This is a genomic window from Streptomyces sp. NPDC012508 (assembly GCF_042902595.1).
Classification (GTDB): Bacteria; Actinomycetota; Actinomycetes; order Streptomycetales; family Streptomycetaceae; genus Streptomyces.
Genome location: NZ_JBIBEO010000001.1, coordinates 533523 through 558727, shown reverse-complemented (window position 1 = coordinate 558727; position 25205 = coordinate 533523). Strand labels below are relative to the sequence as shown.

Annotated in this window: 22 protein-coding genes, 1 tRNA gene and 1 pseudogene; 13 read left to right on the top strand and 11 right to left on the bottom strand. The window is 71.6% G+C overall.

Annotated features, from left to right (window positions below):
• Nucleotides 1-38 precede the first annotated feature (38 nt).
• The 4 genes from ACFY8U_RS02255 to ACFY8U_RS02240 form a co-directional block, all read right to left on the bottom strand.
• Nucleotides 39-1454: a flotillin family protein gene (locus ACFY8U_RS02255; protein ID WP_389564496.1), complete on the bottom strand. Its 1416-nt coding sequence runs from the start codon at nt 1452-1454 to the stop codon at nt 39-41.
• An 81-nt stretch (nt 1455-1535) separates the two neighbouring features.
• Nucleotides 1536-1754 carry a hypothetical protein gene (locus ACFY8U_RS02250; RefSeq protein WP_361755871.1) on the bottom strand — a complete coding sequence of 73 codons (219 nt, stop codon included), beginning with the start codon at nt 1752-1754 and terminating at the stop codon, nt 1536-1538.
• Between the two features lie 14 nt (nt 1755-1768).
• Nucleotides 1769-2476, bottom strand: coding sequence for an alpha/beta fold hydrolase (locus tag ACFY8U_RS02245; RefSeq protein ID WP_389564493.1), 708 nt, complete (start codon nt 2474-2476; stop codon nt 1769-1771).
• A 15-nt stretch (nt 2477-2491) separates the two neighbouring features.
• The gene (locus ACFY8U_RS02240) at nt 2492-3829 is read right to left on the bottom strand and encodes an MFS transporter (RefSeq protein ID WP_389564490.1); all 1338 of its coding nucleotides are present in this window, start codon (nt 3827-3829) and stop codon (nt 2492-2494) included.
• 154 nt (nt 3830-3983) lie between these two features.
• Here ACFY8U_RS02240 and ACFY8U_RS02235 point away from each other — a divergent pair, with 154 nt between their 5' ends.
• From ACFY8U_RS02235 to ACFY8U_RS02225, 3 genes are all read left to right on the top strand, one after another.
• A complete protein-coding gene (locus tag ACFY8U_RS02235) occupies nt 3984-5006 on the top strand; it encodes a LacI family DNA-binding transcriptional regulator (protein WP_361595970.1) in 1023 nt (340 codons plus the stop codon).
• 83 nt (nt 5007-5089) lie between these two features.
• On the top strand, nt 5090-5359 hold the full coding sequence (locus ACFY8U_RS02230) for a hypothetical protein (RefSeq protein ID WP_361755883.1): 270 nt from the start codon (nt 5090-5092) through the stop codon (nt 5357-5359).
• A gap of 193 nt (nt 5360-5552) precedes the next feature.
• Nucleotides 5553-6740: a thiolase family protein gene (locus ACFY8U_RS02225; RefSeq protein ID WP_389564485.1), complete on the top strand. Its 1188-nt coding sequence runs from the start codon at nt 5553-5555 to the stop codon at nt 6738-6740.
• Nucleotides 6741-6894: 154 nt separating this feature from the next.
• On the opposite strand, the gene trxA is transcribed toward ACFY8U_RS02225, so the two are convergent.
• Nucleotides 6895-7266 (bottom strand): thioredoxin, encoded by a 372-nt coding sequence (gene trxA, locus ACFY8U_RS02220; RefSeq protein WP_361643764.1) that lies wholly within the window; start codon nt 7264-7266, stop codon nt 6895-6897.
• A 185-nt stretch (nt 7267-7451) separates the two neighbouring features.
• Between trxA and ACFY8U_RS02215 the strand changes: the two genes are divergently transcribed.
• Both ACFY8U_RS02215 and ACFY8U_RS02210 read left to right on the top strand, forming a co-directional pair.
• Nucleotides 7452-8903 (top strand): dihydrolipoyl dehydrogenase family protein, encoded by a 1452-nt coding sequence (locus tag ACFY8U_RS02215; RefSeq protein WP_389564482.1) that lies wholly within the window; start codon nt 7452-7454, stop codon nt 8901-8903.
• Nucleotides 8900-9775 (top strand): 3'-5' exonuclease, encoded by an 876-nt coding sequence (locus ACFY8U_RS02210; RefSeq protein WP_389564479.1) that lies wholly within the window; start codon nt 8900-8902, stop codon nt 9773-9775. The genes ACFY8U_RS02215 and ACFY8U_RS02210 overlap by 4 nt, the downstream gene beginning before the upstream one ends.
• A 7-nt stretch (nt 9776-9782) precedes the next feature.
• On the opposite strand, the gene ACFY8U_RS02205 is transcribed toward ACFY8U_RS02210, so the two are convergent.
• A complete protein-coding gene (locus tag ACFY8U_RS02205) occupies nt 9783-10397 on the bottom strand; it encodes a TetR/AcrR family transcriptional regulator (protein ID WP_389566102.1) in 615 nt (204 codons plus the stop codon).
• Between the two features lie 140 nt (nt 10398-10537).
• Here ACFY8U_RS02205 and ACFY8U_RS02200 point away from each other — a divergent pair, with 140 nt between their 5' ends.
• A complete protein-coding gene (locus tag ACFY8U_RS02200) occupies nt 10538-11935 on the top strand; it encodes a purine-cytosine permease family protein (protein WP_389564477.1) in 1398 nt (465 codons plus the stop codon).
• Between the two features lie 31 nt (nt 11936-11966).
• The gene (locus ACFY8U_RS02195) at nt 11967-13628 is read left to right on the top strand and encodes an amidohydrolase (protein ID WP_389564474.1); all 1662 of its coding nucleotides are present in this window, start codon (nt 11967-11969) and stop codon (nt 13626-13628) included.
• A gap of 78 nt (nt 13629-13706) precedes the next feature.
• On the opposite strand, the gene ACFY8U_RS02190 is transcribed toward ACFY8U_RS02195, so the two are convergent.
• The 3 genes from ACFY8U_RS02190 to ACFY8U_RS02180 all read right to left on the bottom strand — a co-directional run bounded on the left by ACFY8U_RS02190 (nt 13707) and on the right by ACFY8U_RS02180 (nt 15296).
• Nucleotides 13707-14354 carry a DUF305 domain-containing protein gene (locus tag ACFY8U_RS02190; protein WP_389564471.1) on the bottom strand — a complete coding sequence of 216 codons (648 nt, stop codon included), beginning with the start codon at nt 14352-14354 and terminating at the stop codon, nt 13707-13709.
• Nucleotides 14355-14445: 91 nt separating this feature from the next.
• Nucleotides 14446-14895 carry a DUF6153 family protein gene (locus tag ACFY8U_RS02185; RefSeq protein WP_389564468.1) on the bottom strand — a complete coding sequence of 150 codons (450 nt, stop codon included), beginning with the start codon at nt 14893-14895 and terminating at the stop codon, nt 14446-14448.
• A 56-nt stretch (nt 14896-14951) separates the two neighbouring features.
• Nucleotides 14952-15296 (bottom strand): tetratricopeptide repeat protein, encoded by a 345-nt coding sequence (locus ACFY8U_RS02180; RefSeq protein WP_389564466.1) that lies wholly within the window; start codon nt 15294-15296, stop codon nt 14952-14954.
• Between the two features lie 145 nt (nt 15297-15441).
• Between ACFY8U_RS02180 and ACFY8U_RS02175 the strand changes: the two genes are divergently transcribed.
• Entirely contained in the window at nt 15442-16407 is a 966-nt protein-coding gene (locus ACFY8U_RS02175; RefSeq protein WP_389564464.1) for a pirin family protein, read from the top strand.
• A gap of 313 nt (nt 16408-16720) precedes the next feature.
• Here ACFY8U_RS02175 and ACFY8U_RS02170 read toward each other — a convergent pair whose 3' ends face one another.
• Nucleotides 16721-16936 (bottom strand): DUF6243 family protein, encoded by a 216-nt coding sequence (locus ACFY8U_RS02170; RefSeq protein ID WP_389564461.1) that lies wholly within the window; start codon nt 16934-16936, stop codon nt 16721-16723.
• Between the two features lie 239 nt (nt 16937-17175).
• Here ACFY8U_RS02170 and ACFY8U_RS02165 point away from each other — a divergent pair.
• Nucleotides 17176-17249, top strand: a tRNA-Met gene (locus ACFY8U_RS02165).
• 94 nt (nt 17250-17343) lie between these two features.
• Here ACFY8U_RS02165 and ACFY8U_RS02160 read toward each other — a convergent pair.
• Nucleotides 17344-18861 (bottom strand): SpoIIE family protein phosphatase, encoded by a 1518-nt coding sequence (locus tag ACFY8U_RS02160; protein WP_389564459.1) that lies wholly within the window; start codon nt 18859-18861, stop codon nt 17344-17346.
• Between the two features lie 207 nt (nt 18862-19068).
• Between ACFY8U_RS02160 and ACFY8U_RS02155 the strand changes: the two genes are divergently transcribed.
• The 4 genes and pseudogenes from ACFY8U_RS02155 (at nt 19069) to xdhB (ending at nt 25204) form a co-directional block, all read left to right on the top strand.
• Nucleotides 19069-19899 (top strand): PP2C family protein-serine/threonine phosphatase, encoded by an 831-nt coding sequence (locus ACFY8U_RS02155; RefSeq protein WP_389564456.1) that lies wholly within the window; start codon nt 19069-19071, stop codon nt 19897-19899.
• Between the two features lie 90 nt (nt 19900-19989).
• A pseudogene (locus ACFY8U_RS02150) lies at nt 19990-20951 on the top strand (MASE1 domain-containing protein).
• A 345-nt stretch (nt 20952-21296) separates the two neighbouring features.
• Nucleotides 21297-22784 carry a xanthine dehydrogenase small subunit gene (locus tag ACFY8U_RS02145; protein ID WP_389564454.1) on the top strand — a complete coding sequence of 496 codons (1488 nt, stop codon included), beginning with the start codon at nt 21297-21299 and terminating at the stop codon, nt 22782-22784.
• The gene (gene xdhB / locus ACFY8U_RS02140) at nt 22781-25204 is read left to right on the top strand and encodes a xanthine dehydrogenase molybdopterin binding subunit (RefSeq protein WP_389564452.1); all 2424 of its coding nucleotides are present in this window, start codon (nt 22781-22783) and stop codon (nt 25202-25204) included. Before ACFY8U_RS02145 ends, xdhB begins: the two co-directional genes overlap by 4 nt.
• Nucleotide 25205: the final 1 nt, after the last annotated feature.

The window sequence follows — 25205 nt, the reverse complement described above, 5'->3', positions numbered from 1 at the left end:
GTACGGCGCCGGGCCCGTCCCGTCCCCCTCCCGAACGGCTACTCCCGGTCGTCGCCGACCTCGATCGCCTCCGTCCGGGGAGCGGGCGGCGTCGAGCCGTTCACCGAGGGCACCGCCGCCTGCGCGCCCGGGTTCATCGTCGAGAGCAGCTGACGGGCGAGCCCCAGGCCCGTCCCGCCCATGGTCAGCGCCTTGGCGAACACGTCCGCCATGCCGTCCGCACCGTTCAGCAGGACCATCTGGTCCACATTGCCGAAGGCCGACGCGCCGGCCTCGACGATCTCCGGCCACTTCTCGGCCAGCTGCTGCGCGACCACGGCCTCCTGGTTCTCGGCCAGGGCCGCCGCCCGGGCCTTGATCGACTCGGCCTCCGCGAGACCCTTGGCGCGCGTCGCCTCCGCCACGGCCAGACCCTTCGCGTGCTGGGCCGCCGCCTCCGCCTCACCGGTGAGCCGCGTCGCGGTGGCCTTGGCCGCACTCGCCAGCTCGGTCTCCTTGGCCTCCGCCTGCGCCGCCGAGATCCGGGCGTCGCGCTCGGCCTCGGCCAGCGTCCGGGTCTCGTACGCCATCGCGTCCGCGGGCTTGCGGACCTCCGCCTGGAGCTGCTGCTCCTTGCGGTGCCCCTCCAGCTCGGCGACGCGGGTCTCCTGGACGACGACCTCCTGGCGCGCCGCCGCTTCCGCGAGCGGACCGGCCTGCCGCGCCTTCGCGGAGGCCTGATCCCGCTCGGCCTGATAGCCCGCCTGCAGGATCTCGCTGTCCCGGGTGGCCTCCGACATCCGGGCCGCGGCCTGCTGCTCGGCCTCGGTGGCGCGCCGGTTGGCCTCCGCCTGCGCGATCCGGGCGTCGCGCTGTACGGCCGCGGCGTGCGGCGCGGCCAGGTTCTTGATGTACCCGGTGGGGTCCTCGATCTCGTGGATCTGCAGCGAGTCCACGATCAGACCGAGCTTCTCCATCTCCGTGCCACAGGCCGAACGGGCCTGCCCGGTCAGCTTCTCCCGGTCACGGATCATGTCCTCGACCGTCAACCCGCCGACGATGGCGCGGAGATGACCGGCGAAGACGATGTGCACCCGCTCCGACATCAGCTTCTGCTGGTCGAGGAAACGGCGGGCGGCGTTGGCGATCGACACGAAGTCGTCACCCACCTTGAAGATCACCACACCGCGGACCTTGAGCGGAATGCCCTGGTGGGTGACGCACTCCACCTGCAACTGGGTCTCGTTGAGATCGAGCGACAGCTTCCGTACGGCCTGGACGCCCGGCAGCACGAGCGTGCCGCGTCCGGTGACGATCCGGAAGCCCATGCCCTCGCCGAGCCCCTCCATCTTGTGGTTGGAGCCGGAGATGATCAGCGCCTCGTTGGGTTCCGCGACGCGCCACATGAGTTTGAACAGTGCGATGAGGACGAGGACGGCGACGACAGCGCCGCCCGCCAGGATGCCGATTCCCATGGGCAGCTCCCCCTTCACCGGAGCCGTGCGGATCCGGTGAAGGAAGTGTGCGCCGCGCCGGACGGGCGCTCAATGGATCGGTCAACCGTCGTACGCGGCTGTGACATAGACGGTGCGTGGAGGGAGATGTTCCACGACCATCACGACCGTACCGAGACTGATCCGTTCCTTGGCGTCGGCCGCGTACGCGAGGAAGTGCTCGGCTCCGCCCCGGATCCGGACGATCACCTCGCCGACGAGTCCCGGCCCGACGGTGCCGGTGACCCGGCCGAGCATGCCCACCATCGAGACGTCGTCCATGACCACACGGTACGTCAGATCCACCCCTTCAGGGCGGTCATGAACCCGTCGAAGTCGTCGCGGTGGACGGTGTGTCCCGCGCCGGGGACGGTACGGAGTTCGAAGCCGCGCTCCGCGAGCATCCGGGCGTCGTCGGCGGTCACCAGCATGCTTGGATCGGCGAGGGTGACCAGCGACGGGACGACCGGTTTCGCGGGCCACAAGTCCCGGCCCGCGAGTGCCACGAGGCTGTGGGCCGTGCGCTCGTCCCAGAGCCCGACCGTGTCGATCTCGATGTCCAGATCCTCCTCCGCCCAGCGGGGGTTGAAGACCCGGATGTGCTCGCGGGTGAGCCGCTTGGCCTGGAGGAACAGCTCCGCGCGGGTCCTCGCGTCCCCGGCCGGCAGGTGCCAGGCCGGGTCGACGTAGACCGCGCGCAGGGGGGCCAGCCGCTCCACGGCGGCTGCCAGGGTCAGCGCGCCGAGCGAGTGCCCGATCGCCAACTCGGCACCCGCGGGCAGGGTTTCGACGAGATCGTCGGCGTAGTCCTCCGGCGTGTACGCCTCGGGCCCGGCGGCCCGGCCGCTGGCGCCGTGGCCGCGCAGATCCACCGCGACCACCCGGTAGCCCTGCTCGGCCAGGGCCGGTCCGACCCGCCGCCAGGTGCGGTGGTCGGACATGATGCCGTGGATCAGCAGGGCGACCCGGTCGCCGGATCCCCAGGTGGTGGTGTGCAGGTGCACGTCGTTGCCTCTCGGTCAGCGCACGGTACGGATCGGGCGCACGGCGAGTGCCCCGAGGACCGACAGTACGGCGGCGACCACGAAAAGGGCCGTGTATCCGCCACTGAGCGAGACGATGAGCGAGGCGACGAACGGGGCGACGATCTGCGGCCCGGCGTTCGCCACGTTGAGCACGCCCATGTCGCGGGCCGCGTCCTCCGCCTTCGGCAGCACCATGGTGACCAGGGCCGTGTCCACGGCCATGTAGCAGCCGAAACCGAGGCCGTTGACGACGGAGAAGACGAGCATCGCGGTCCAGCTCGTCGAGACGGCCGGGATGACGAGCGCGACGGCGGCCAACGCGGCGGAGGCGCCGACGAACAGCTTGCGACGGTCGTAGCGGTCGGAGAGCCAGCCGCCCAGAACGGTGGAGACCACCATGGCGACGGAGTTGACCGGCATGAGGATCGCCACCGCCTCCTCGGGGGAGAGTCCGCCCGGCAGATCGGTGTGGTCCTTGAGGATGTACAGCTGGAAGCCGGCGACGGCGAAGTAGCCGAGGACGAGCAGCGCGCGGCCGATGAACGCCCAGCGGAAGTCGTGGTCCCTCAGCGCGCTGCCGAAGGCGGCGATCTGCTGCTTCACGGGCAGGGGCGCCTTGGCGGGCATCCGCCGCTCGGGGGCGCAGGTGGTGAACAGTACGGCGGTGGCGGCCACGATCACGCCGAAGACCAGGTAGCCGGTGCGGTAGTTCTCCGAGAACGCGGCACCGATCAGCGCGCCGACGGTGGAGCCGATCGGCAGGCCGAGTCCGACTGCGGCCGAGGCCTTGCCGCGTGAGGCGAGCGGTACCCGGTCGGGCACGACGGAGGTGATCGCGGCCTGGTAGATGTTCATGACGGCCTGGCCCAGACACCAGGCGATCATCACCAGCAGGATCGTGTGCACGCTGCCGAGCAGGAACATCACCGGGATGGCGAGGAGTCCGCCCCCGAGGATCCACGGGTTACGGCGGCCCGAGCGGTCCGACAGCGCGCCGGCGACCGGGTTGAAGACCGTCGCGAAAATCGCGGAGACCCCGGAGACCAGCCCGAAGTTGGCGACCTTGTTCGCGGGGTCGATGTCCTCGATCTGGAGCGCGAGGAGCAGGCCGGGGACGCCGATGTACAGCGCGTACATCGCCGTGTTCCCGGCGAGGAGGAGGGACAGCAGACCGCGGGTGGGGCGGGGTTCCGAGGCGGAGCCGGTGGCGCGGGGGCTGGTGGCGGTGCCGGTGGCGGTGTCGGTGCGGGGTCCGAGTCCGGCTTCGGATCCCGTCTCCGGTCCGGTTTCGGGTCCCGCTTCGGGTCCGGTGCCGGGGGAGGAAAGGGCCACGGTGCCCTCCTGGTGAAGATCGCCCGGTGCGGGGGCGAGGAGCGGATGTGCGGGAGGTGACACGTGTCAGTGACACGCGTCAGCATTGTGTAGCACCCGAATCCGGCCATCCGCCAGACCCTGGTCCGGATTGGTCTGGAAAGATGCCGGAGCGATGAGCCAGTCACCCGAAAAGTCCGCCGACCGTCCCGTCCCGACGAGCGCCGATGTGGCGCGGCTCGCGGGAGTGTCCAGAGCGACCGTCTCGTACGTGCTGAACAACACCGCGGCCGTGCGGATCAGCGAGCCCACCCGGCAGCGGGTGCGGGAGGCGGCCGAGGAGCTGGGCTACGTCCCGCACGCGGCGGCGCGCAGCCTGCGCGCCGGTCACAGCCGGATGGTGCTGCTGCCCACCGCGCACGTGCCGATCGGCCCTCTGTACAGCCGGTTCTTCAACGAGCTGCAGTGGGCCCTGCGGCGGCTCGACTACACCGTCGTGCAGTACGGCAGCCTCGGCCTGGAGGGGGACGAGGCCGCGCGCGCCTGGGCGGAGCTCCGCCCGGTCGCGGTGGTCTCGCTCGGCGAGGTCCAGCTCTCCCCGCACGGCGTCGAGATCCTCAAACGGTCCGGGGCGAAGGCCGTCATCACCGTCGGCCCGCACCGCGTCGAGGGCGCGCACGCCCTCGTCATGGACCAGGGGCGGGTGGGCCGTGTCGCCGCCGAGCATCTCCTGGAGCGGGGCCGGCGCCGGATCGGTGTGGTGGTTCCGGAGGAGCCGGGCCTCGAGATGTTCTCCGGGCCGCGGCTCGAAGGCGTCCGGCAGGCGGTGACGGGTACGGACGCCGTCGTCGTACCCCTGCCGCTCCGGTACGAGGAGGAGGCGGCGAACGAGCTCGCGGGACGCTGGCGTGAACTCGGCCTCGACGCGGTGTTCGCGTACAACGACGAGTACGCGATGCTGCTGATGCGCGCCCTGCAGGACGCGGGGATCGCCGTGCCGGACGACACGGCGATCGTGGGCTCGGACGACCTGCTGCTCGGGCGCCTGCTGCGGCCGCGGCTGACGACGGTGCAGATCGACATGGTGATCGGCCGCCACCTCGCCGAACTCGTCGACAGCGCGGTCCGCGACCCGGAGAGCGCGCCCCTGGCCCAGGAGCTGATGGCCTCGCGGGTCGTCCCCCGCGACTCCAGCTGAGGGCGGGGCCCGATCCGGCCGGGCGGCGGTCGTGAGGGGGCGTGCGCCGGGCGCCCGGCCGCGAAGCGGCTTAGCGTCGAAGCATGAGCACAGTTCCGCGGCGTTTCGAGATCCTGCTCGTCGCCGAGCACGTGGAGGATCGAGGCGGCGCCTCCGTGGAGGACAGCGCGGTCCGGACCGCGGTCGTGGAGGCGACGGGCCGCACGGGCTCCTCGGGCTACCCGCGCTACGAGGGCCACGGCATCGCCGCCGACATCGACCCGGAGACCCGCACGGTCGAGGCACTGCTCGTCGACGGCCGGGAGCTCGACTACGGCCTGACGGCGCTGGTCAGGAACCCGGCAGGCTCCTGACCGGGAGCCACCGTCGCATCGGTTCATCCACCACGTACGCACCGTCGGGCACCGTTGACAGAAGCGGCCGCCGGGCGGAGACTCGGCGCGCACGTCAACGAAGGAAAATTCACCAGGCGAACGCACGGCCGACCGCAGGCGCACGGACGACGCGCACGCAGCCGGCCGCCCCAGGGTCCGTGGGAGAGAACCGATGAGCATCCGCGACGTCTACATCGTCGACGCCGTCCGCACCCCGATCGGCAAGTTCGGGGGCGCGCTCTCCTCCGTACGCCCCGACGACCTCGCCGCCCATGTCGTCGCGTCGCTCGTGAACCGCACCCCCGACCTCGACCCGGCCAGGATCGACGACGTCTACTTCGGCGACGCCAACGGCGCGGGCGAGGACAACCGCGACGTGGCCCGCATGGCCGTCCTGCTCGCCGGGCTCCCCACCTCCGTGCCGGGCGTCACCGTGAACCGTCTCTGCGGCTCGGGCCTGGAGGCGGTGATCCAGGCCGCGCGCGCCATCGCGGTGGGGGACGCCTCCGTGGCCGTCGCGGGGGGCGTCGAGTCCATGTCCCGCGCGCCCTGGGTCCTGCAGAAGCCCGAACGCGCCTTCCCGGCCGGCCACCAGCAGCTCCACTCCACGACGCTGGGCTGGCGCATGACCAACCCGAGGATGCCCGCCGAGTGGACCGTGGGCCTCGGCGAGGGCGCGGAGCTGATCGCCGACAAGCACGCCCTCACCCGCGAGCAGCAGGACGCCTTCGCTCTGGCCAGCCACCAGAAGGCGGCGGAGGCGTGGGCGAAGGGGCTGTACGACGGCGAGGTGGTGCCCTACGAGGGAGTGGACCTCGTCCGGGACGAGTGCATCCGCGACACCACGTCCCTCGAGGCGCTCGCCAAGCTGAAGCCCTCGTTCCGTCGCGAGGGCGGAACCGTGACGGCGGGCAACGCCTCGCCGCTCAACGACGGTGCCGCCGCGCTGCTCCTGGTCGACGAGGAGGGCCTGCGGGAGACCGGCCGCGAGCCGCTCGCCCGGATCCGCGCCTCCGCCGTCACCGGCATCGAGCCGCAGCTCTTCGGGCTCGGCCCGGTGGAGGCGGTCCGGCGCGCGCTCGGGAAGGCGGACCGTTCCTTCGCCGACCTGACGACGTTCGAGCTCAACGAGGCGTTCGCCGCCCAGTCGCTCGGCTGCCTCGCCGAGTGGCCCGAACTCGATCCCGCCGTCGTCAACCCGCGCGGCGGCGCCATCGCCATCGGGCACCCGCTCGGCGCCTCCGGCGCGCGGCTCGCGGGCGCGGTGGCCCACCAGCTCGCGGCGGCCGGCTCGGGTACGGGACTCGCGGCCCTGTGCATCGGCGTCGGCCAGGGCCTCGCGCTGGTTCTGGAGCGCTGATCCCCGCACGCGTGTCGGTAGTGGAGCGCTGATCACCGAACGCCGGCCGGTCCGGTCCTGGAGCGCTGATCCGGGGTATGCGGACTCGGCCGGGGGCGCCACGACGCACGCGGGGGCGGTACGGGACATCCCGTACCGCCCCCGCGACGCGTGGTTACTGCTGCTGTTGCTGCGCGTCCTCGATGGACTTGCGCACCTGGTCCATGTCCAGCTTGCGCGCCTGACCGATCACGTCCTCGAGGGCCGCCTCCGGCAGGGCCCCAGGCTGAGCGAACACGGCCACGTTGTCGCGGACGATCATCAGCGTCGGGATCGAGCGGATCTCGAACGCGGCCGCCAGCTCCTGCTGCGCCTCGGTGTCCACCTTGGCGAAGACCAGGTCCTCGTGGCGCTCGGAGGCCGCCTCGAAGACCGGCGCGAACTGCCGGCACGGACCACACCAGGAAGCCCAGAAGTCGATCAGAACGAATTCGTTGTCGCTCACGATCTGGTCGAAGTTTTCCTTGGTGAGCTCAACAGTGCTCATGTTTTCTACCTCTCCGGGTCTCCTGGTGGGTGTCCTCACGGTCCCCTGGGGACTCGCCCCGCACAACGGCGTATCGAGTCGCGCTATTCCACGCTGTTCCGAGGGTGCACGGCCGTCGTTCCGGGCGTGCACGGCCGCGCCTTCCCCTGTGGCCACGGGGCACACCTGCCAGCAGACTGGGGCCCATGACACATGAGGTGGAGCAGGAGTACGACGTGGTGGTCCTGGGTGCGGGACCGGTGGGCGAGAACGTGGTGGACCGGGCCAGGGCCGCCGGTCTGAGCGTGGCCGTGGTGGAGAGCGAACTGGTCGGCGGCGAGTGCTCGTACTGGGCCTGCATGCCGAGCAAGGCCCTGCTGCGCCCGGCCATCGCCCGCTCGGACGCCCGCAAGGTCCCGGGGCTGCGGCAGCTGGTGCAGGGGCCGCTCGACGCGGCGGCGGTCCTCGCCCATCGTGACTACTACGTCTCCGACTGGAAGGACGACGGCGCCGTCGGCTGGCTCGACTCCACCGGCGCCCGCCTCTACCGGGGGCACGGCCGCCTCGCCGGCCCCCGGAAGGTCGTCGTGGAAGGCCCCGAGGGCGATCGTCATCTCCTCTCGGCCCGGCACGCCGTCGCCGTGTGCACCGGCAGCCGCGCGGCACTGCCCGACCTGCCCGGTCTGACCGGGGCCCGGCCCTGGACCAGCCGCGAGGCGACCAGCTCGCACGAGGTTCCCGGACACCTGATCGTGGTCGGCGGGGGAGTGGTCGCCGCGGAGATGGCGACCGCCTGGCAGGCGCTCGGCTCGCGCGTGACTGTCCTGGTCCGGGGCAAGGGGCTGCTGCCGCGCATGGAGTCCTTCGTCGGTGAGCACATCGCCGACGCGCTCACCGAGGGCGGCGCCGACGTCCGTACCGGCGTCTCCGTCGCCGCGGTGGTACGCGACGGAAGCACCGGACCGGTCACCGTCGTCCTGGAGGGCGGCGACCGGATCGAGGGCGACGAGGTCCTGTTCGCCACGGGCCGGCACCCCCGCACCGATGACATCGGCCTGGAGACCGTCGGCCTGGAGCCCGGCTCCTGGCTCTCGGTGGACGACAGCCTCCGGGTCACGGGCAGCGACTGGCTGTACGCCGTCGGGGACGTCAACCGCCGGGCGCTGATGACCCATCAGGGCAAGTACCAGGCGCGGATCGCCGGCGCGGCCATCGCCGCACGGGCCGCCGACGGCTCCGCCGTGAAGACCGATGCCTGGGGCGCGCACGCGGCCACCGCCGACCACGCGGCCGTTCCCCAGGTCGTCTTCACCGATCCCGAGGCCGCGGCGGTCGGACTCTCCCTGGCCGAGGCCGAGAGCGCGGGGCACCGGGTCCGCGCCGTCGACCTCGACCTCACCTCGGTGGCGGGCGCCGGGCTGTACGCCGACGGCTACCGCGGCCACGCCCGGATGGTCGTCGACCTGGACCGCGAGATCGTCCTCGGCGTCACCTTCGTCGGGCCGGGCATCGGGGAACTGCTCCACTCGGCCACCGTCGCCGTCGCGGGCGAGGTGCCCATCGACCGCCTCTGGCACGCCGTTCCGGCGTATCCGACGCTGAGCGAGGCCTGGTTGCGGCTCCTCGAGGCCTACCGGGACGGTGCGGCGACGACATGAGCCCCGGCGCCCCCGACCTCACCAACGACTACGACGGTCGCTGCGCGGTCTGCGGGGCCGTCGTGCCGGCCGGGGCGGGGGTGCTGCGGCACGGCCACGGCCCCAAGGACGGCTGGGAGGTCTTCCACCCGGGGCATGTGCCCGAGGACGCGCCGCCGGCCCGGCAGGACCTGCCGGGCTGGCACCGCCGCCGTCTCATGGCGGTGGACATCGTGACCACGGGGTACCGGGCGGCGGTGGATCGGATCCTCGCCGCGTCGGTGCGGACCAGCGACGGCGCGAACGGAGATTGGATCGTGGATCCTGGATCCAATCTCCGGAATCCCGACCGCACGACGGGGATCGGCGCCGCCGCCGATCGGGCCCGCGCCGGCGGCATCCCCGCTCCCCGCGCCCTCGACGAACTCGCGACCGTCCTCACCGATCACCTGACGTCGAACGAGGTCCTGGTCGTCTGGTTCGCCCCGCACGTCCTGACGACGCTCCACGCCGAACTCCGGCGCCACGACCTGGCCCCCCTCACCGCCCGGCTCCCGCACGGCGTGGCCCCCGTCTGCGACCCCCTCGTCCTGGACCGCCACGCCGACCGCTACCGCCCCGGCAGCCGCTCCCTGCGCGCCGTCACCACGTGGTACGGCGTCCCGCACGCCCACCCCGGAGACCCGGCCTCCGACGCCGAGGCGGCGCTCGCCGTCGCCCAGGTGATCGCGGACTCCTATCCCGCCGTGGCCAAGCTGTCCCGCCCGGCTCTCCACACCGAGCAGATCCGCTGGTACGCCGACCAGATGCGCCGCCACCCCGAAGCCCTGGAGTGGCCGTTCGCCGCCGCCGAGCCCCTGCCGTGGGCAGACCCGCCGGCCGCCGCCGAGTAGCGTCCGCTCAGCTCCGCGGGACCAGCCGCGCGGCCGCCGCCCGCGCCGCGTCGATCGCCGGGCGCGGGTCGGGGCCGTACTCCTGGCCGAGCACCATGCGCGTGCTCAGCCCGTCGAGGAGCGCGAGGAGTTCGGAGGCGCGCTCGGTCACCTCGGCCGCGTCCATCGGTACGAATCGGGACTGCGCCACGCCCTTGGCGAGCAGGGCCTCCAGGTCCTCCTGCCAGCCCCGGTCCAGCTCCTGCTGCGCCTCACGCAGCGTGTCGTTCCCCTGGGTGCGCGCCCAGAGCTCGATCCAGAGCATCCACCGCGGATCGCGCGGACCCTGCGGCAGATAGAGCCGCAGGAAGAGGTCGAGCTTGCGCTCCGCCGTCAGCCGCCGGCCGAGCAGCGCGAGGCGTTCCTCGGTGAGGGCCGCCTCGCTCCAGCGCAGCGCGGCGAGCAGCAGCAGGTCCTTGCTGCCGAAGTAGTACAGGATGTGGCCGCCGCTCGTGCCGAGCCGCTCGGCCAGGGCCGACATGGTGAGCGCCGCGAGGCCGTTCTCGGCGATGGCCGCCATGGCCTCCTCGAGCATCCGCTCCTGGGCGATGTGCCCGTCGCGTCGTCGTGCTGCCCCTGCCACCCGTGCCGCCTCCATCCCCGTGACCCGCCAGGTCACGACTTTAACCGTAGGTCCCGGAGCCCTTGACGCGGCCGTCACCTCTCCCACATCTTGAATGCTGTTCTAAATTCTAGAACACCATTCAAAGTCTGGGAGTGGGCATGCTGCACCAGGAGAGAACGGCGGACGTCGGCCGCGACGAGGTCTTCCAGGTCGAGGGCCACGGCATCGACCCCATTCCGGACGCGGAGCGCCATGGCGGAGCCAAGGACCTGTTCTGGCTCTGGTTCGGCTCCAACCTCACCTTCACCTACGTGATCAACGGCGCCCTCGCCGTCGCGTTCGGCCTCTCCTTCTGGCAGGCCACCGCCGTCGTCGTGATCGGCGGCCTCTCCTTCTTCGCCATCAGCGCGGCCGGACTCAGCGGCGTCCGCACCGGCACCGCCACCCTCGTGATCTCCCGTGCGGCCTTCGGTGTGCGCGGCAACTGGCCCGCCGGACTCCTCAACTGGGTCGTCAGCATCGGCTACACCATCGTCAACACGGTCGTCGGCACCCTCGCCCTCGAAGCCCTCTTCGCCGACCTCGGCTGGGGCCTCGGCGGCCACCCCGCCCGCGCGATCGCCCTGCTCGTGACCCTCACGATGACCTTCGCCGTCGCCCTGTGGGGCCACGCCACCGTCCAGTTCGCCGAACGCTGGATGGCCTACGCCCTCGCGCTCGGGTTCGCCGCCCTGCTCGTCTTCGTCCTGCCCGGCGCCGACACCGCCGCCCCTGCCCAGGGCCCCGGCGCCGCCGGCTGGAGCCTCGCCTTCGTCGTCATGCTCGCGGGCCCCTTCTCGTACGTCCCGATGCCCGCCGACTACACCCGCTACCTGCCGCGCACCACCTCGCTCAAGGCCCTCACCTGGAGCGGCGGGCTCGGCGGTTTCGTCTCCTCCGTGGCCCTCGGGGTCGCCGGAGTGGCCGCCGCGACCCAGGCCGACATGACCGACGCGGTCGCCGGAGCAGAGGGGCTGCTCCCGGGCTGGTTCCAGCCGCTCTTCCTCGCCCTGATCCTCGGCGGCTCGGTCACCAACTCGATCATCACGCTCTACTCCTCCAGCCTGAACCTCCAGGTCCTCGGCATCCCCTGGAGCCGCTCGCGCGCCATCGTGATCAGCGCCGCCGTCACCGCCCTCGGCTCCCTCGGCGCCCTCTTCCTCACCGACTTCACCACCTCCCTGCTCGCCTTCCTCTCCCTCCTGATCATCGTCTTCGCCCCCTGGGGCGGGGTCTTCCTCGCCGACATGGTCCTGCGCCGCTGTACGTACGACTCCGACGCCCTGCACGCCGGCGAGCGCGGTGGCTACTGGTACCGCTCCGGATGGAACCCCGCCGGCATGACCGCCCTGCTCGCCGGAATGGTCTTCGCCGCCCTCACCTGCGACTCCGAACTCTGGACCGGCCCCCTCGTCGCCCCGCTCGGCGGCGCCGACCTCACCCTCCTCGGCGCCCTCGTCTCCGCGCTCGTGTACGTCCCCCTCGCGCGCCGCACCGCCACCCCCGTACAGCAGTAACGCCCTTGTCAGAAACTGGAGTCCGACCCGCATGAACAGCGCAACCCCCGCCGACCTCGTCCTCACCGGGGCCCGCATCCACACCGTCGACCCCCTTCTGTCCGAGGCCGAGGCCCTCGCCGTACGCGACGGACGCATCGTCTGGCTCGGCGCGGACGCCGACGCCGCGCGCTGGACCGGGCCCGGCACCACGGTCCTCGACGCGGGCGGCCGGCTGGTCCTGCCCGGCTTCATCGACGCCCACAACCACGTACGCCTCGGCTCCGACGATGCCTGCGTCCAACTCGCCGGAGCCCGTTCCCTCGACGCGATCCACGAGCGCATCACCACCTGGCGGGCGGCCCACCCCGAGGCCGCCTGGATCGAGGCCGAGGCCTTCGACTACTCGGCGATACCCGGCGGACGCATGCCCGCCGCCGCCGACCTCGACCCCGTCACCGGCGACACCCCCGCCCTCGTACTCAGCTACGACGTGCACACCGCCTGGCTCAACACCGCCGCCCTGCGCGCGCTCGACGTCACCCGCGACCGCACCGACCTGCCGTTCGGCACCGCCGTCACCGACCCCGAGACGGGCGAACCGACCGGTTTCGTCAAGGACTTCGCGGTCAAGGGCCTCTCCCGTGCAGGCCACCGCGCACTGCGGGAGCTCGGCGTCCCGTGGGCGTCGCCGGACCGCCAGTACGGCCGGCTCGCCAAAAGCCTCGACGACGCCGTCGCGTACGGCATCACCACCGTCGTCGAACCGCAGAACTCCCTCGACGACCTCGCCCTCTTCGAGCGCGCCCGCGCCGAGGGCCGGCTCCGCTCCCGGATCGTCGCCGCGCTCTTCCACCCGCGCGGCACGACCGACGCAGACCTGGACGAATTCGCCGCCGCCGCCCGGAAGTTCGCCGACGACCGGCTGCGCGTCGGACCGCTCAAGCTCTACATCGACGATGTGGTCGAACCCCGCACGGCCGCGCTCCTGGAGCCGTACGCAGGGTGCGGCCACCACCGCGGCGACACCTTCTACCCGCCGGAGGAGTTCGCCGACCTGCTCACCGGCCTCGACGCGCGCGGCTTCCAGTGCTTCGTGCACGCCACCGGCGACCGCGGCATCCGCACGGTCCTCGACGCCGTCGCGCGTGCCCGTGGCGCCAACGGAGCGCGCGACGCCCGCCACCAGATCGTGCACGTCGAGTGCCTCGACCCAGACGACACCCCGCGCTTCGCCGAACTCGGCGTCGTCGCCTGCATGCAGCCCCGCCATGCCGCCCCCGACATCGCGGGCCCAGGCCAGGACTGGGCCGAGAACATCGGCCCCGACCGCTGGCACAAGGCCTGGCCGCTGCGCAGCCTGCACGCCGCCGGCGCCGTCCTCGCCCTCTCCAGCGACTGGAACGTGGCCGAGATGGACCCCATGGTCGGCATCTACACCGCCGTCACCCGCCGCCCGCTGCGCGGCGGGGGAGAGCCCTGGACGCCGGAGGAGACGATCGATGTGGCGACCGCCGTCGAGGGCTACACCATGGGGTCCGCGTACGCCAACTTCCTTGAGGAGGAGCGGGGTTCGCTGACCGTGGGCAAGCTCGCCGACTTCGTCGTCCTCTCCCGCGACATCCTGCGCGTCGACCCCGAGGAGATCCCGGGGACGGTGGCCGAGACGGTCGTGGTGGGCGGAGAGGTCGTCCACACGCGTACGGACGGCTGAGGCCGGGCGCCGGCGGCCCTCGGGAGCGAGGACCGCCGGCACCAGGGCGGCAGGTCAGAGCCGCACCAGGGTCGTCGGTCAGAGCCGGTCGAGGATCTTCCTCAGCTCGGCGATCTCGGCGGACTGGGTCCGTACGACGTCGTCGGCGAGCTTCTTCGCCGTGGCGTCGCGACCGTCCTTCTGCTCGGTCTTCGCCATCTCGACCGCGCCCTCGTGATGGGCGATCATCAGCTCGGCGAACTTCCGGTCGAAGGCCCTGCCCCGGAGGGACTCCAGATCCTTCATGTCCCGCTCGGACATCATCCCGGCCATGGCGTGGCCGCCGCCGTGCCCGCCGCCGTGACCGCTCCGACCCGCCGACTCGGGCTTGCCCCAGGCCTTGAGCCAGGACCTCATCTTCTGGATCTCCGGGTCCTGGGCCTTCTCGACGTCGGCGACGATCTTCTTGACGCCGGTGTCCTCGGCCCTGCCGTCGGCGAGCTTCGCCATCTCCAGGGCCTGCTGGTGGTGCGGGATCATCGCCTGGGCGAACGCCACGTCCGCGTCGTTGAACGCGCCGGCCGCGGGGGAGTCGGAGACCGAGGGCCGGGAGCCAGGCTTCGTCCCGCTCGCCGCGTCGCCCGCGGAGTCGATGGCGGAGCCGCAGGCGGAGAGCAGCAGGCTCGCGACGGCGGCGGCGCCGGTCAACGCGATCTTGCGGGCGGTGGGGTCGGTGAAGGCACGCATGTCTGTCACACCTCGTGTGCTGTGTACTGCGGGAATGGTCGATGGACGCGTGTGCGGGCAGCGCGAGGCGCGCCCGCGGGGGCGTTTCGGCCTAGATCCGCAGGATCGACAGCTGAGCGAGGTCGGGAGGTATGGGCGGCGGGGCGTTCGGGGCGACGGCCCGGAGGAGCCGGCCGAGAAGCCGGACCAGCCGGTCGGGACGGCGCCCGAGGGCGCCGAGGACGAGCCGGGCGAGGGCCCAGACGCCGAGGACGGCCACGCAGAGCGTGGTCATGTCCATCGTCATACCGGAGTCGTGCGACGGGGCGGCGGGAGTCTCGGTCCCTGTGCGGTGCACGGGAGCGGGGGCATGGGACATGCCGTCGGTCCCGGTGGGTGCGGAGGCATGGGACATGCCGCCCGTGCCCGTGTCCGAGGCGCTCTCCGGGTGGCCGACCGCGTGCATCACGAAGACGCCGAGGGCGAGCACCACGACGAGCAGCAGGTGCGCGACGGCGCCCCCCGCTCGCATGAAGCTCTGTCCCACTCGTCCCGTACGCACGGCTGAACCTCCCGCGACGACCCTACCGAAGGGGCGCGCGGGACCGGCTCAAGGGTCTACTCCGGCAGGTCGCCGCTCATGGCGGCGGCGAGCCGGAGATGCGGGGCGGCCTCGGCGGGGCGGCCCTGCCGCTCCAGGGTGCGGCCGAGCATGAGCCGGGCGTACTGCTCCACCGGGTCCTGGTCGAGGATGGCGCGGAGCTCGGTCTCCGCGCGGGAGAGCTGGGCGGAGTGGTAGTAGGCGCGGGCCAGCAGCAGCCGCTGCGCGGTCTGCTCGGGGTGCTCGGCGACCAGGCCGCGCAGGATGCGCGCCGCCGACTGGTACTCCTTGGCCTCGAAGAAGAACTGGGCGCGGTCCCAGCGCTCGCCGGCCGTGCCGAACTCGTAGTACGTGTCGTTCACTCGCGCTCCCTCGTGAGGTGCCTACCCTGCCACCCGGTGGGGTGGCACTGGTGTCGTCAACACGCCGATATGATTGAACATTCCACTACTATTTCCGCGTGGAGACACGCCCACCTCGTCCCCGGACAGGAATAGGTTGAGTGTCATGAGCAATCTTGATCGTCAGGCCACCCTCAGCGTCTGCGGTGGCCGCGGCTTCGTCGTCGCCGAACCGGTCCGAGAACTCCTCAGCCCCCGTCACGTCCGGCTCGGCGAGTCGACCGAGGTGCGCCGTCTGCTCCCCAACCTCGGCCGTCGCATGGTGGGGGCGTGGGCCTTCGTCGACCACTACGGCCCCGACGACATCGCCGACGAGCCCGGTATGCAGGTCCCGCCGCACCCGCACATGGGGCTCCAGACGGTGAGCTGGCTCCACGAGGGCGAGGTCCTGCACCGCGACAGCACGGGCAGCCTGGAGACGATCCGCCCCCGCGAACTGGGGCTGATGACCTCGGGCCGGGCGATCTCCCACTCCGAGGAGAGCCCCAGGTCCCATGCGCGCTTCCTCCACGGCGCCCAGCTCTGGGTGGCGCTCCCGGACGCTCACCGCAACGTCGAACCGCACTTCCAGCACCACGCGAACCTACCGGAGGTCACGGCCCCCGGCCTCACGGCCACGGTGATCCTCGGCGAACTCGACGGCGCCACCTCACCCGGCACCACCTACAGCCCCCTGATCGGCGCGGACCTCGCCCTGACGGCGGGCACGGAGACGAGCCTCCCGCTGGAGCCGGACTTCGAGTACGCGGTCCTGGCGATGTCGGGCGAGGCCCACGTCGACGGCGTCCCGGTCCTCCCGGGCTCGATGCTCTACCTCGGCTGCGGCCGTACGGAACTCCCCCTGCGCGCAACCTCGGACGCGGGCCTGATGCTCCTGGGCGGCGAGCCGTTCGAGGAGGAGATCGTCATGTTCTGGAACTGGATCGGCCGGAGCAACGAGGAGATCGCTCAGGCCCGACAGGACTGGATGGAGGGCACCCGCTTCGGCGAGGTGAAGGGCTACGACGGCGCTCCGCTTCCCGCCCCGGAACTGCCCGCGACCCCGCTGAAGCCGCGGGGGAGGGTGCGCTGATCAGGGGTTTGGCCACACCGGCGAAGGCCGGGCCGGCTGCGTCCCGACTCCGCTGCCGGTCTGCCGGGTGCCCGGGCTGGGCAACGGGATCGTGCTGAGCTGCTCGTGCAGCCCGGGGCGGTGCCGATGGCGGGGCTGCCGAATCTGCGGCTGCCCCGGGTGACCCGCCGAGCCGCCGGTGGTCGGCTGAGAGCCGGGCGGGACCGGCCGCGGCCATTGCGGCAGCGGAGCCCCGAACGCAGCAGGTTCCGGACCACACGTCGCGGTCCGGGCCCCTGTCCCGTGCGGTGCCGCCCCCTGCAGCGGCGGTGCGTCAGCTCTGGGCGGTGTCGTCGGCCGCCTGCCCGGCGCCCCCGGCTGCTGCTGCCTTCTCACGCATCTTGCGCACCAGCTCCGCCTTCTGGTCGGCTGCGTTCCGGCGGTCGAGGTTGCGGTGCGGACCGTTGTTCTGCCGTTCAGCGCGGGACAGCTTCTTGCGCTGGCCGCCGCCCTGGCCCACGGGGTTGTTGATGTTCTTGCTGTCGGTCACGGGTTCTCCCGGTGGTGATGTGAAGTGATCTACGGATTCGTCGGTGAGGGGCGGGCGGCGACGTCGATGGACGTCAGCGGTGGCCCATCACGCTCTCCCTCGCACATCGGCCTCTGGAAGAACATGACAAAGACGTTACCCGGTTCCGTCGGCCCCGCACACCACCTCCGCCGACCGCAGGGCGGACAGGAAAACCTGGCGAAGCCCAGGCCAAGCGTGCCGTATGGTGGAGGCACCGACGCGGGGTGGAGCAGCTCGGTAGCTCGCTGGGCTCATAACCCAGAGGTCGCAGGTTCAAATCCTGTCCCCGCTACTGCTCGGAAGGGCCCGGATCCTCAACAGGATCCGGGCCCTTCTTGCTTCACGCCCAGGACGCGGTTCGGCGTAGAGCCGAGGCGGTCGGCGTCTCAGCTCCCGCTGATCGCGTCGCTCGCGGGAACGGGGCCGGCGCGGGCGATGAGGAGGGCTACGTCGTCGTGGTCACCTTCCTCACGCAAGGTGCGCAGAAGCAGGTCGCAGGTGGCGTCGAGCGATCGGTGGGGGTCGTCGAGGACGGCGAGGAGAGCGTTCAGGCGTACGTCGATCGCCTGGTCGCGGGTTTCTACGAGGCCGTCGGTGTACAGGACGAGCTGATCGCCCGGCCCGAAGCCGATGGCCGTGGTGTCGAAGGGAATGCCACAGCCGCCCAGAGGTGCGCCCGTGGGCAGGTCGAGCAGCTCGCGGGTGCCGTCCGGGTGGAGTAGCGCGGGCGGCAGATGCCCTGCCAGGGAAATCCGGCATCGCGCGGCGCCGGGGTCGTAGACGGCGTAGACGCAGGTCGCGATGGTGCCGAGACCGTCCGTGATGTGATCGAGGTGGTGCAGGACCTGGTCGGGAGGGAGATCGAGGTCGGCCAGAGTCCTGGTGGCGGTGCGCAGCTGTCCCATGGCCGCCGCGGCTGTGACGCCGCTTCCCATCACGTCGCCGACGACGAGGGCGGTCTTGTCGCCGCTCAGGGGGATGACATCGAACCAGTCGCCTCCGATCTCGATCGTGGCCTGTGCGGGGCGGTAGCGGAAGGCGATGTCGAGACCTGGTCGCTGGGGAGGGGGGTGGGGCAGCAGGCTGCGCTGGAGGGTGAGGGCGGTGCGGCGTTGTTCTTCCACGGCGCGGTGCCGGTCGGTCACGTCGACGCTGGAGGTCGCCACGCCCAGCACTTTCCCGTTGGGGGCTTCGAGCCGGTAGAACGAGATCGACCAGGCGTGGTCATGGTCCGGATCGGCCGCGGTGCGGCCGACGGTGTACTGGTCCAGGATCGGCTTCCCGGTGGCCAGGACCTCCCGCATGGCTCCCGCGAACGACTTGTCGAGCAACGGCACCACCTCGTGGACGTGGCGGCCGACATGCTCGGCGGCCGGCACGCCGTTCATGCGTTCCTCCGCGGGGTTCACGGAGATGTAGCGGAGGTCGGTGCCCAGCATCGCAAGACCGATCGGCGACTGGGACACCAGCTGGGCGGACAGGGCCAGATTCCGTTCCACCCGCCGCAGCGTCGCCAGGTCCGTGGCCAGCCCCAGAGCCCAGTAGTCGCGTTGGTCGTCCTGCAGCCGCATGCTGCGGAACTCCACCAGTCGCGGGCTGCCGTCCTTGTGCCGGACGGGAAAGACCCCTGCCCAGCTCTCACCGTCCTGCATGACCTGGTCGAACAGCGCCAGCACCGCGTTGCGGTGCTCCTTGTCGATCAGCAGCTGAGCCGCGGACTGTCCCAGGGCCTCCTCGGCGCTGTAGCCGAAAAGGATCTTCGCCTGCGGACTCCAGAGATCGATCCTGCCCTTGGCATCGAGGAGGACAGCGGCCACATTCAGCACGTCCAGCAAGCCGCCCGGCGTGGACGGCACCACATCCGACGCTCCAGGATCGCTCTGAGAGGGTTCGGTGGCTCCCATTCTCAGGCCCCTTTCGGCCGCCGATCAGAGTGCTGTCCGCCGTATCGGACGATGGCCGGTGCCGTGTCTGCCATCCCATCGTCCACCTCCTCCGCCCGTGCGTGCACTCCAAGCCGCGAGGGTGGCACCCCGACCGGGCTCCGGCCTGCCGATTCGCCGCTGTGGAGGCGTACCGCAGGCGCGGCTAGGGTGAGGTGAGGAGCGGCGATGCGTGGACACCGTCCCGAGCCGCACGAAGGAGCACAGGAACTTCTGGTCGCCCTCGGGCAGCTCGTCGACCAGGCCCTGGAACGGATCAAGTACCAGCGGGCCAGGGCCGAGCTTGCCGTGGCTCTGCAGCGCCATATGCTTCCGCCCGCGCTGCCGGAGCTGCCCGGGCTGCATCTGGCCGCCAGGTACTCGCCGTCGCGGGACGGTCTGGACGTCGGCGGCGACTGGTACGACGCATTCGTCATGCACGACGGTTCACTGGGGCTCACGGTCGGTGACGTCCAGGGGCATGACGTCGAGGCGATCGCCTTCATGGGGCAGGTGCGGACGAGTCTGCGCGCCCTCGCCCAGTCGACGATCGACACCCGAGAAGTGCTGGGCCGCGCCAACGATCTGCTGATCGCCATGGGGGGCGGCCTCTTCGCAACGTGCTGTTTCCTGCGCTTCGACCCGGTCACCCGCGATCTGACGGTCTCCAGGGCCGGCCATGTACCGATGGTCTGGGCCACGGCCGGAGGCCGTAACGGCACAGCGCTCGACCGCGGCGGGCCTCCGCTCGGCATCGTCGCGGGTGAGCGGTACCCGGTCACCCATCGGCGGCTGACGGAACCGGGGATGCTCGTGCTGCTCACCGACGGGGTGGTGGAGGGCCCGCACTACCCGATGGAGGCCGGTCTCGCCGAGGTGGCCAAGCTGGTCCGCGCGGGGTTCGACGCCGACCCCGACATCCTGGCCTCCGCCATCGTCAAAGTGGCCGATCTGACGGGAGACCGCGACGATGCCGCAGTCCTCGTCGTCCGCTACGACGGGCCATCGGGGCCCATCTGACCGACGGGCGTCCCGGGTGCCGGGGGAGGCGTAGCCGGGGTCGCAGGCGGCGGGATCGCGGCGCAGACTGCTGTCGTGCGCAGCGCGGAGATGAGGAGCTACGGGTTCGCTGTGCTGCGTACCCTTGCCGTCGCCGCCGTGTACTACGGGGCCGCGCAGATCGGACTCCGGCAGCAGGTGGCGTTGGTGCGTGACCAGGTCACCCCTCTGTGGCCGCCGTCGGGTGTCGCGCCGGCGGCGCTGCTCATGCTGGGGCTGCGCGTCTGGCCGGGATCGCGCTGGGCGCGTTCCTGGTCAACGTCTTCCTCGGGCCGTCGTTGCTCCCCGTGCTGGCCATCACCGCGGGCAACACGCTGGCACCGGTCTGCGCCTGCCTGATGCTGCGCAGAGCCGGGTTCAGAACCGAACTCGACCGCCTGCGGGACGTCCTGTCCCTGGTCTTCCTCGGTGCCCTCGCCGGGATGTCGATCAGTTCGACCATCGGCAGCGGCGCCCTGGTCCTCTCCGGAGCGCTGGATCAGCGCGACTTCTGGCCGACGTGGTCGGTGTGATGGACCGGCGACGCGATGGGAATCCTCGTCGTCACACCCTTCCTGTTCGTGTTGCGCAAGGCCCGGTGGCCGTCGCGGGCGGGGCCCGGCCGATGGTTCGAGGCGGTGGCGCTCGCACTCGGCACGGTGCTCGTCACGCTCCTGGCGACGCGCACACCCCATTCGAGCCTGCTCTTCCTCGTCTCGCCGTTCCTGGTCTGGGCGGCCTTCCGATTTCGTCTGGCCGGTGCGGCGCCGTGCGCGCTCGCGGTGTCGACGCTCGCGGTCCTGGCCGCCGCCGGCGACAGAGGCCCGTTCGCAGGCGAGGACGTGTTCCGCGACATGGTCACCCTCCAGGCCTTCAACGGCACGACGGCGCTGACGGCACTGCTCCTCGCGGCTGTCATCACCGAGCGCGACAACACCCATGAGGAGATCGAACGCGTCTGCGCGCGGCTCGAGAAGATGGTGGCCGAGATGGAGCCGCGGCCCGACTACCCACCGGAGAATCCACCGCCATGACACCCGGTCCCCGGCTGCCGTGTGCCGGACGGCCCCCTACCCTGTGCCGGCCGGCCCCTTGACCTCGGTGGCACCGGCCACTACTTTGCGTGAGAAGCCGACCCACGACCAGCGAATGGAGGCGACCGGCAGATGTACACCCTCTCTGACCTCGGTCGCCTCGCCCGCCGTACGGTCTGGGTTCCGGGCCGGATTGCGCACGGCTGCTAGCACGCCGTTTCTGATGTGCCCCCCCGGTGGGCACTTTTCGGGTCTCCCTCACCACTTCCCGGCACGTCGCCGTTACGTGCCGCCTTGCGCCCCCTCTCTCCTGTGGCGCCTCGGAACACAGAAAGCTGCCTGACATTGGCGAACATCGAAGCGACCGATCGCGCATCGGCGCGGATCACGGTCAACGGGAAAGACGCACCGATCTCCCCGGCCGCACCCCACACCACGACGCTGGACTTTCTGCGCGAGCGTGGCCTCACCGGTACGAAAGAGGGCTGTGCCGAGGGCGAGTGCGGCGCCTGTTCGGTCCTCGTGGCCCGGCCCGGTGTGGACAAGCCCACCGACTGGGTGGCGGTCAACGCGTGCCTGGTCCCGGCCGCGGCACTCGACGGTCAGGAGGTCATCACCTCCGAAGGACTCGCCACGGCGGGCGAACCCGGCACGCCGCCCACCCTGCACCCGGTGCAGGAGGAGATGGCGGTCCGCGGCGGCTCCCAATGCGGTTACTGCACACCGGGGTTCATCTGCAGCATGGCCGCCGAGTACTACCGGTCCGACCGCTGCGCGCACGCCGACCCGGCCGACAGCACCGACCGCGAACACGGTCCGAACGGGTTCGATCTGCACGCGCTGAGCGGCAACCTGTGCCGCTGCACCGGTTACCGCCCGATCCGCGATGCCGCCTTCGCCGTCGGCACGCCCACCGAGGACGACCCGCTGGCGCGGCGTCGCGAGCAGTCCCCGCCCGCGGCGGTCGCCACCACGTACACCCAGGGCGACAGCGTGTTCCTGCGGAAGAGCACCCTGGCCGAAACGCTGCGGGTGCTGCGCGAGCGGCCCGACGCGGTGGTGGTCGCCGGCTCCACCGACTGGGGTGTGGAGGTGAACATCCGTTCCCGCCGGGCCGATTGCGTGGTGGCCGTCGACCGGCTGCCCGAACTGCGGGCGCTGCGCGTCGCATCCGACCACATCGAGATCGGTGCGGCGCTGACGCTCACCGAGATCGAACGCCGCCTGGACGGCGACGTTCCGCTGCTCGCGGAGCTGTTCCCGCAGTTCGCGTCCCGTCTCATCCGCAACGGCGCGACCCTCGGTGGCAACCTGGGCACCGGCTCGCCCATCGGTGACAGCCCGCCGGTGCTCCTCGCCCTCGAAGCCTCGGTGGTACTCGCCGACGCCGACGGTGAGCGCGAGGTCCCGCTGGCGGAGTACTTCACCGGATACCGGCAGAGCGTGCGCCGGCCCGGTGAGTTGATCCGTGCGGTGAGGATCCCGCTGCCGCTCTCACCGGTCGCGGCCTTCCACAAGATCGCCAAGCGGCGCTTCGACGACATCTCCAGCGTGGCGGTCGCCTTCGCGCTCCACGTCGAGGACGGGATCGTCCGCAAGGCGCGGATCGGCCTGGGCGGCGTCGCCGCCACCCCGATCCGCGCGCTCGCCACCGAGGCCGCCCTCGAGGGCAGGCCGTGGGAGGCGGAGACCGTCGAGGCCGCGGCCCGCGTGCTGCGCGGCGAGGGGACGCCGATGGACGATCACCGGGCCAGCTCCCTCTACCGCTCCGCGATGCTCGGCCAGAGCCTTCTCAAGCTGCACGCACAGACCACCGAGGCGGTGTCGTCATGAGTCATCTCTCCCAGCGCCCCGAGAAGCCCGTCGTCGGCGTCTCCATGCCGCACGAGAGCGCTTTCCAGCACGTCACCGGCACCGCTCTGTACACCGACGACCTGGTCGCCCGCACCAAGGACGTGCTGCACGCCCATCCGGTCCAGGTCATGAAGGCCCACGGCAGGATCACGGCGCTGCGCACCGAGCCCGCGCTCGCCGTGCCCGGGGTGGTCCGCGTGCTGACCGGTGCCGACGTGCCCGGTGTCAACGACGCCGGGATGAAGCACGACGAGCCGCTCTTCCCCGACGAGGTCATGTTCCACGGCCACGCCGTCGCCTGGGTGCTGGGCGAGACCCTGGAGGCGGCCCGGCTCGGTGCGGCGGCCGTCGAGGTGGAACTCGACGAGCTGCCTTCCGTGGTGACCCTGGAGGACGCGATCGCGGCCGACAGCTTCCACGGTGCCCGGCCCGTGATGGTGACCGGTGACGTCGACGCCGGGTTCGCCGACTCGGCGCACGTGTTCACCGGCGAGTTCCGCTTCTCCGACCAGGAACACTTCTACCTCGAGACGCACGCGGCGCTGGCCCATGTCGACGAGGCCGAGCAGGTGTTCGTCCAGAGCAGCACCCAGCATCCGTCCGAGACGCAGGAGATCGTCGCGCACGTGCTCGGGCTGCACAGTCACGAGGTGACCGTGCAGTGTCTGCGGATGGGCGGCGGCTTCGGCGGCAAGGAGATGCAGCCGCACGGCTTCGCGGCCGTCGCCGCCCTCGGCGCCAAGCTGACCGGCCGGCCCGTCCGGCTGCGGCTCAACCGCACGCAGGACCTGACCATGTCCGGCAAGCGGCACGGATTCCACGCCACGTGGAAGATCGGCTTCGACGCCGACGGCCGCATCCGGGCCCTGGACGCCACCCTGACCGCCGACGGCGGCTGGAGCCTTGACCTGTCCGAGCCGGTGGTCGCCCGCGCGCTGTGCCACATCGACAACACGTACTGGATTCCCCACGCCCGCATCGCCGGTCGCATCGCCAGGACCAACAAGGTGTCCAACACGGCCTTCCGTGGCTTCGGCGGGCCGCAGGGCATGCTGGTGATCGAGGACATCATGGGCCGGTGTGCGCCCTTGCTCGGCCTGGATCCGACAGAGCTGCGGGAACGCAACTTCTACCAGCAGGGCCAGTCCACGCCGTACGGACAGCCGGTCTCCCAGCCGGAACGGATCTCCGCCGTCTGGGAACAGGTCAAGGAGAACGGCGGCATCGACGAACGCAGGCGCGAGATCGCCGCGTTCAACGCCGCCCACCCGCATACCAAGCGCGGGCTCGCGATCACCGGGATCAAGTTCGGCATCTCGTTCAACCTCACCGCCTTCAACCAGGGCGGCGCGCTGGTGCTGATCTACAAGGACGGCTCGGTCCTGATCAACCACGGCGGCACCGAGATGGGTCAGGGCCTCCACACCAAGATGCTCCAGGTGGCCGCGACCACGCTGGGCATCCCGCTGCACAAGGTGCGGCTGGCCCCGACACGTACCGACAAGGTGCCCAACACCTCCGCCACCGCTGCCAGTGCGGGGGCGGACCTCAACGGCGCGGCCGTGAAGAACGCCTGCGAGCAGCTGCGTGAACGGCTGCTTCAGGTCGCCGCCACGCAGCTGGCTTCGAGCGCCTCGGACGTGCGCATCGTCGAGGGCGTCGCGCGCACGCTGGGCAGCGACAAGGAGCTGGCCTGGGACGATCTGGTGCGCACCGCGTACTTCCAGCGGGTGCAGCTGTCGGCGGCAGGCTTCTACCGGACCGAGGGGCTGCACTGGGACGCCAAGACGTTCCGGGGCTCGCCGTTCAAGTACTTCTCCTACGGCGCCGCCGCGGCCGAGGTGGAGGTGGACGGCTTCACCGGCGCGTACCGCATCCGGCGGGTGGACATCGTGCACGATGTCGGCGACAGCCTGTCCCCGATGATCGACATCGGTCAGGTCGAGGGCGGGTTCGTGCAGGGCGCGGGCTGGCTGACGCTCGAGGACCTGCGCTGGGACGCCACCGACGGGCCCCACCGCGGCCGGCTGCTGACCCAGGCCGCCAGCACGTACAAGCTGCCGAGCTTCTCGGAGATGCCCGAGGAGTTCAACGTCACGCTGCTGCGGAACGCCACCGAAGAGGGCGCGGTGTACGGGTCCAAGGCGGTGGGGGAGCCTCCGCTGATGCTGGCCTTCTCGGTGCGAGAGGCGCTGCGCCAGGCCGCCGCCGCGTTCGGGCCGAGCGGGGTCGGCGTCGAGCTGGCATCGCCCGCGACGCCGGAGGCGGTCTACTGGGCGATCCAGTCGGCACGTCAGGGCGAGGCCGCCCGGATCGGCCACGACGGCACCGGAGTTGCCACTGTCCCGCACGTCGACGGCGCGGTCCGGGCCGGCGCGGAAGCGTTGAGCGGTGCCTGAC

What these genes read in the sequence shown, in the direction of transcription:
- ACFY8U_RS02255 (WP_389564496.1), bottom strand. Translation starts at nt 1,454, where the DNA reads ATGGGAATCGGCATCCTGGCGGGCGGCGCTGTCGTCGCCGTCCTCGTC.
- ACFY8U_RS02250 (WP_361755871.1), bottom strand. Translation starts at nt 1,754, where the DNA reads ATGGACGACGTCTCGATGGTGGGCATGCTCGGCCGGGTCACCGGCACC.
- ACFY8U_RS02235 (WP_361595970.1), top strand. Translation starts at nt 3,984, where the DNA reads ATGAGCCAGTCACCCGAAAAGTCCGCCGACCGTCCCGTCCCGACGAGC.
- ACFY8U_RS02230 (WP_361755883.1), top strand. Translation starts at nt 5,090, where the DNA reads ATGAGCACAGTTCCGCGGCGTTTCGAGATCCTGCTCGTCGCCGAGCAC.
- ACFY8U_RS02225 (WP_389564485.1), top strand. Translation starts at nt 5,553, where the DNA reads ATGAGCATCCGCGACGTCTACATCGTCGACGCCGTCCGCACCCCGATC.
- trxA (WP_361643764.1), bottom strand. Translation starts at nt 7,266, where the DNA reads ATGAGCACTGTTGAGCTCACCAAGGAAAACTTCGACCAGATCGTGAGC.
- ACFY8U_RS02215 (WP_389564482.1), top strand. Translation starts at nt 7,452, where the DNA reads ATGACACATGAGGTGGAGCAGGAGTACGACGTGGTGGTCCTGGGTGCG.
- ACFY8U_RS02210 (WP_389564479.1), top strand. Translation starts at nt 8,900, where the DNA reads ATGAGCCCCGGCGCCCCCGACCTCACCAACGACTACGACGGTCGCTGC.
- ACFY8U_RS02200 (WP_389564477.1), top strand. Translation starts at nt 10,538, where the DNA reads ATGCTGCACCAGGAGAGAACGGCGGACGTCGGCCGCGACGAGGTCTTC.
- ACFY8U_RS02195 (WP_389564474.1), top strand. Translation starts at nt 11,967, where the DNA reads ATGAACAGCGCAACCCCCGCCGACCTCGTCCTCACCGGGGCCCGCATC.
- ACFY8U_RS02190 (WP_389564471.1), bottom strand. Translation starts at nt 14,354, where the DNA reads ATGCGTGCCTTCACCGACCCCACCGCCCGCAAGATCGCGTTGACCGGC.
- ACFY8U_RS02175 (WP_389564464.1), top strand. Translation starts at nt 15,442, where the DNA reads ATGAGCAATCTTGATCGTCAGGCCACCCTCAGCGTCTGCGGTGGCCGC.
- ACFY8U_RS02160 (WP_389564459.1), bottom strand. Translation starts at nt 18,861, where the DNA reads ATGGGAGCCACCGAACCCTCTCAGAGCGATCCTGGAGCGTCGGATGTG.
- ACFY8U_RS02155 (WP_389564456.1), top strand. Translation starts at nt 19,069, where the DNA reads ATGCGTGGACACCGTCCCGAGCCGCACGAAGGAGCACAGGAACTTCTG.
- xdhB (WP_389564452.1), top strand. Translation starts at nt 22,781, where the DNA reads ATGAGTCATCTCTCCCAGCGCCCCGAGAAGCCCGTCGTCGGCGTCTCC.